Genomic DNA, 387 nt, shown 5'->3' on the forward strand with positions numbered 1-387 from the left:
GTTGTACGCCTGGCCGTCGTCGGAGAAGCCGATCGGGGAGATCACCGGGATGAACGCGTCATCCTGCAGCGCCTTGACCACGGCCGGGTTGATCGCCTCGATATCGCCCACGTAGCCGATGTCGATGAAGGTGCCGGGCTTTTCGCGGTCCGGCATCTGCAGGCGCTTGGCGCGGATCAGGCCGCCGTCCTTGCCGGTCAGGCCCACAGCCTGGCCGCCGTACTGGTTGATCAGCATGACGATGTCCTGCTGCACCTCGCCGCCGAGCACCCACTCCACCACTTCCATGGTTTCTTCGTCGGTGACGCGCATGCCCTGGATGAACGTGCCGACCTTGCCCACCTTCTTCAGGGCTTCGTCGATCTGCGGCCCGCCGCCGTGCACCAC

At 65.6% G+C, this 387-nt stretch carries 1 protein-coding gene; it reads right to left on the minus strand.

Going from position 1 to position 387, the window contains the following annotated elements:
* Nucleotides 1–387 (minus strand): acetylglutamate kinase (argB, locus tag AC1DCG_RS25185; RefSeq protein ID WP_477041766.1); only part of this gene is annotated, 387 nt, incomplete at both ends.

Source organism: Caulobacter sp. 10L414 (assembly GCF_056395525.1).